The sequence below is a fragment of the Caballeronia terrestris genome, from assembly GCF_001544515.1.
In the GTDB taxonomy this organism is placed as follows: Bacteria; Pseudomonadota; Gammaproteobacteria; order Burkholderiales; family Burkholderiaceae; genus Caballeronia; species Caballeronia terrestris.
Map to the genome: position 1 here is coordinate 1 of NZ_FCOL02000170.1, position 4,714 is coordinate 4,714.

General features: G+C 60.4%; 2 protein-coding genes. Both read right to left on the reverse strand.

The window, feature by feature from the left end; translation table 11 throughout:
* Positions 1-169 precede the first annotated feature (169 nt).
* Positions 170-529: a hypothetical protein gene (locus AWB67_RS34545; RefSeq protein WP_087660441.1), complete on the reverse strand. Its 360-nt coding sequence runs from the start codon at positions 527-529 to the stop codon at positions 170-172.
* A gap of 1,572 nt (positions 530-2,101) precedes the next feature.
* Positions 2,102-4,252 carry a class I SAM-dependent methyltransferase gene (locus AWB67_RS34550; RefSeq protein WP_125477816.1) on the reverse strand — a complete coding sequence of 717 codons (2,151 nt, stop codon included), beginning with the start codon at positions 4,250-4,252 and terminating at the stop codon, positions 2,102-2,104.
* Positions 4,253-4,714: the final 462 nt, after the last annotated feature.

A 4,714-nucleotide genomic window follows, 5' to 3' on the forward strand; every position in this document is an offset into this window, starting at 1 on the left:
GCATCAGCGCACAGGATGCCAAGCGCGCCGTCAAGAAGGTCATCGAGCATTACGACCCGCGGCGGCGCTTCGCGATTGGCGAGCACGTCGTGCGGCCACGGCCAGCAGAAACCTTGCGGCATGTGCGCGTCGAGCGATTGCCGGATGCATGAACGCGCTGATGAGTCTTTCATCGAGCGGCCGCTCGCCCGTTATCTTGGTTGTTACCGCCATCCACGTAACCGTGGGAGCGCTTGAAGGCATTCCAGGCATCTTTAGGACGGTGGGTACCGACTTTTTCGAACCAGTCCGCGCGCTCCTCCTCCGAGAGCGATTTCCACCAATCCATTCCTCTGCGCAAATCCTCGGTTAGCTGAAGCTCTGGCTCCATGGAATCACCACGCCTGCGAGCGCGTTTGAAGGCATCCCAGGCGTCTGCAGGACGAGTGGTGCCTACTCTGGCAAACCATTCCGCGCGGTCAGCCTTTGAGAGCGATTCCCACCACTCCGTTCCCTTGTCGATATCGTCCAGCCGGCTCTCCGAGTACATAGGCCCTCCGGGATGTGCAAAGCAAGACAGATATTTTGTCAAAAAGATTTGACAGAAAGGCTAGGGAAAATACGGGCTAGAACCTGACCGTAAACCACTGGTTTTGAACTGGCTTTGTAACTACCGGGATAGCGAATGCCACTTGCATTGCTGAGCATCTCTGCTAAAACGGTAAACGGTCTCCCTCGCGTCGCCCCGGACGTGATGGATTGCCCGCCAGGTAAGCGCTGCGCGGGCTTTCTTTTTTGGCGTTATCGATTACGAGTAACCTAGGGATGCGTCCTTCGCCGGGACGCGTTGTAGATCACAGTCCTCTTATTGCCCGCTTCGGCGGGCTTCTTTCTGTTGGCCTCCGCGCAGAGGCGTCCTTGCTCTCCGGCATACCCTCTAGTTAGCCCGCTAAGGCTTCGATGGGAGGATTGGCGGGTTAGGCCCCTGGGTTAACCCCATTTTCCTGTGGGCCGCTTTCCCTCTGTTATCCGCGCACTTCGCCCGTGATAACCGCTATCCTGAAATTGCGTCCCCTCGGGGGCGTCTTCTCAGTTTTGGCCTTGGGCCCGCTTCGGCGGGCTTCTTTTCGCCCGCTCTCTCGGTAATCCCGCGTCCGCCGTGCAAGCCCGCTACCCACCCTTGGCGTGTGGAAACGGTCGGCCATGTGGGCGAAAGCGGCAAGCGGTGCCCTGCCCTAGCGTGCCCTCACCGGACGTCACCGGCTTCGACCACGCCCTAAAACGACCTTGCTGCTGCTCGGCGCGCACGATCGGCAAAGCACGGCGAGATAGTCGATTTCTGGCGTGTCAAATTCGCCGTCTTTCCAGACGCCCTTCGATTTCAGATAGGTCAGATGGAAATGCGACATGTCCACCACGCCTTGGCATCGAGCGCAGAGCTCAATCGGTCCTATCCCCGGACGACAAATAGGAGTGTTCTCTCGTTTCATAACTTCTGGGGTGCGCGCATCCATACATGCTGATGAGCAATAGCATTCGATCGCCTCGCTCGACTCTATGTCGAAACACGGCATCCCCTCGGCGTAGTCTACCCGCTCCCATTCCCGCACAATTTCGAAAACCGGGTTGTCAAATATGGTCCTGCAGGTGACACACTGATACGTCATTGGTGTTCGGATAACAGGACCTCTCTATCGTTTAGACAGCCCGACGGCCCGCCAATAGGGGCCAAACCACCGGGCGTCATATTCCCTGCCTTTCATCGATTTGCGAATTTCCGTCACTCCTTTGACGAAACCCTCGAGCAGACGGTCGCACGGATTGTCCCCGATCAAGACAAGCCACCAGATCGTGCCAAAAATATGTTCGAGGAGTCCGAGCCGCAACCCGCTACCTCTGCTGCGAGCGTTACGCACTTGCACAAGGCCGTCTAAACCGCCTGCTGCACTGCACATAACCGTAGTCAGCTATCGATTTTTGAAAGCCCCTTTCTGCTTAACATAACGCCGGAATATCTTAGAAAGGGGCCGCATTCTGGCTTGGTGCAGTGCAATAACGAGAAATCACCAGATATCAGCCGGCCGACAGCTTGCGCAAGCGTCAATCTTCCGGCCGGCTGGTGTTACGGCTTGATCGCTTCCACCAGCGGCGAGTCGGCAGGCGAAATGACCCTGAAGCCCTCCCGGACCAGCGAGCTATGCAGCCGCGCGGGTGGCCCGTAGACGACGATCGAAATCTGTCCGCCTGGCGCGAGCACACGTTTGAACTGGCTGGCTGCGGTATCCCAGTCAATGCTGTTGGGCAACCTTTGTCCCTTGATCAGCCGCGCGCAACCGTCCGGCAAGGGAATGCTTTCGGCGCCGGTTGCAATGACCAGGTTGTCGGGCTTGAGTTCACGCAGTCTGGCGACAGACATTGTCTTTCGCCCGGGATTAATGATCACGCTGTCGGTCGCCGCCTCCAGTTCGGCACCGACTTCCAGGACGAAGCTTCCCGCCCCCGGCTGGGCGATCTGCCGCAGCACCCGTTCGAGCTTGTCGAGGTCATCCTTTGAAATCGCGCTAAGCAGTTGTTTCAGTTGCGTCGGCTCAGGGACGTAGCCCGTCAGGCGGCTCAGTCGATCGACATCGGGGCACTCCTCCAGAAGCTCACGCAACAGCTGCGGATTGCCGACGCTGTCGAGCAGCGTACCTAGGCGAGCGGCTGGTACCTTCTCAAGCAGCGCTTCCAAAGCCGTCGGATTTCCAGCTTTTTTCAATAGGTCAATCAGCAGATTCTCATCGGCGACCATCTGCCTGAGGCGGGCGAGCAGCGCGGGATCCGTCACCAAGACACGAAGGCGGATTGCGTTGAAACCCTCGGCGATCGCGGCGCCGCCCAACATCAAGGCATTGATGATCGCTTCCACCATACGGGCAACCATTTCGGACTTTTTCTCGTCGGCCTGAGCCCGTGAAACAAGTCCGGATCCGGTCAGCGGCGTCACCGAGGAAGCTTTCTCCAATGGTCCCGCTTCCCCAGCGGCTTGGCCCGCCTGGAACGCCTCGATGCCGACCGCTACCCCCGCCGCGACGAACCTGCCGATGCCGCCAGCGAAGGTTCCAAGGACGAGCGCCGTCACCTCGATTACCTTCAGCATCGCCGGAAGTTGAGCTTTGTCCGCCTTATGCTGTTCGACCAGTCTCGAAGCGCCCCAGTGTTCGAATTGTCCAGTCCACGCCCGGCCGGGGGGACGCTGCGTTCCAGACAGCACCGCTTGGTCGAGCACGCCAAGCTCCAGCAGGTTCAGCGAACCGTCCTCGATCAGGCTGCGGACATCGCCAATCCGTTTCTTCAGCGCATCCAGCTGCCTTAGCGCCTGCTCGTTGAAGTGCTCCGGCGTGACCCGCGAAAGATTGAGCAACGCCGATCCGTCGCCAATGCCAGCCTCGTAGACCTCGGGGTACTCATTGCCGATTCGTGTCAGTTCGTTTTCGGTATCGTCCCAGACCGGCTTCAGATCCTCCCATTTCGCCCTTGGCGTGCTGAACAGCGTGCGTCCGAATCGCGGGCGCCGGGCCGGATTGAACTTCACCGCAGCATCGCCAAAGCCAAGGTTCTGTGACTCGTAGCCGACCTCAATCTGGCCGAGCCGCGCCTGCTGCTGACGCAGTTCCCAAGCATGCCACGCGATGCCCTGAACTGCGTGACGCAGGTCGGCCTGCTGGCCGATGTTCGCCGACGGGTCCCCGGTGGAGGCGAATCGCTTTTTGCGCTGCTCGACGAAATCCTCGTTTGCGTTCAGGTTCGCTTCGGCGACGGCGCGAACCGCGGCCTGGAACGCATCCTGCACATCTTTGACCGGCGCAAGAGTCATTAGCGAGGGCGAGAAATGCGTGGCGCCATCCCAGTCGTTCAGATGTGCGCTGGCGACGCCCGGCAGCCGATCGCCCATTGAAGACCATAGCGAGAAGACTTTGGCGGTGGCGTCCTGCGGCGCAACATAACCACCCGAGATGCAGATCTGCGAGAGAGCGACCTTCTCCTCGTCATTGGCTTGCGAGAGATTGTCAATATCCGCAACATCGAGAAACTGGCCGGAGTGAATCGCCTTCGCGATCTTGGCCCGCTGGTCTTCGTTTGCTGGCTGACGCTGAAGGGATCCTTGCGCGTCGCTGCTGCTTGATCGCAGCGGGTCGAGCGCAACCACCGACGGTGACAACCCGACTCGGTCGACGACCCGCCCCGTAGCAGGAAGGCTGGCAAGATCTTTCGCCGGTGCGCCGACGGCCATCGCGGCGCCCCCGAGCGAAGGACGGGCGAGTCCTGACGCCGCGTTCCCAGCGTCGGCATACCGCTCGGCACCCGCGTCAACCGCTGCGTCGGGCGGTATGCCGGTACCGCGGGGCGTGGATGCTAGGGCCTCTCTAGCGATCGGGTCCGCGCGGGATGGTGTTTGGATGCTTCGAGCCAGACGCTGCGCTGCCCGGTTGCCGTGCAGTCGCTGAACTTGCTGGAGACATGCGATATGTAATGCGGCAATGCCTCGGGGACCCGTCGGAAGGCCTACGACCGACTTCAAGTCAAGGCGCACACGTGCCGGTGCGTCAGTTCCAGGGGAGCGTGCCGCCGGCCTCTCGGACACGGCACTCTGCGCCGCCGCGGCGGACTCCCGAGTTCGGTAGAGTCGAGATGTGGGTGCGACACGTGTCGCCGTCAGCCGCGCGCTATGCGGCATGCTGTAGATGGTAAAGCT

Coding starts and splice junctions, on each gene's coding strand:
- AWB67_RS34545 (WP_087660441.1), bottom strand. CDS start 529: ATGTACTCGGAGAGCCGGCTGGACGATATCGACAAGGGAACGGAGTGG.
- AWB67_RS34550 (WP_125477816.1), bottom strand. CDS start 4,252: ATGGCCGTCGGCGCACCGGCGAAAGATCTTGCCAGCCTTCCTGCTACG.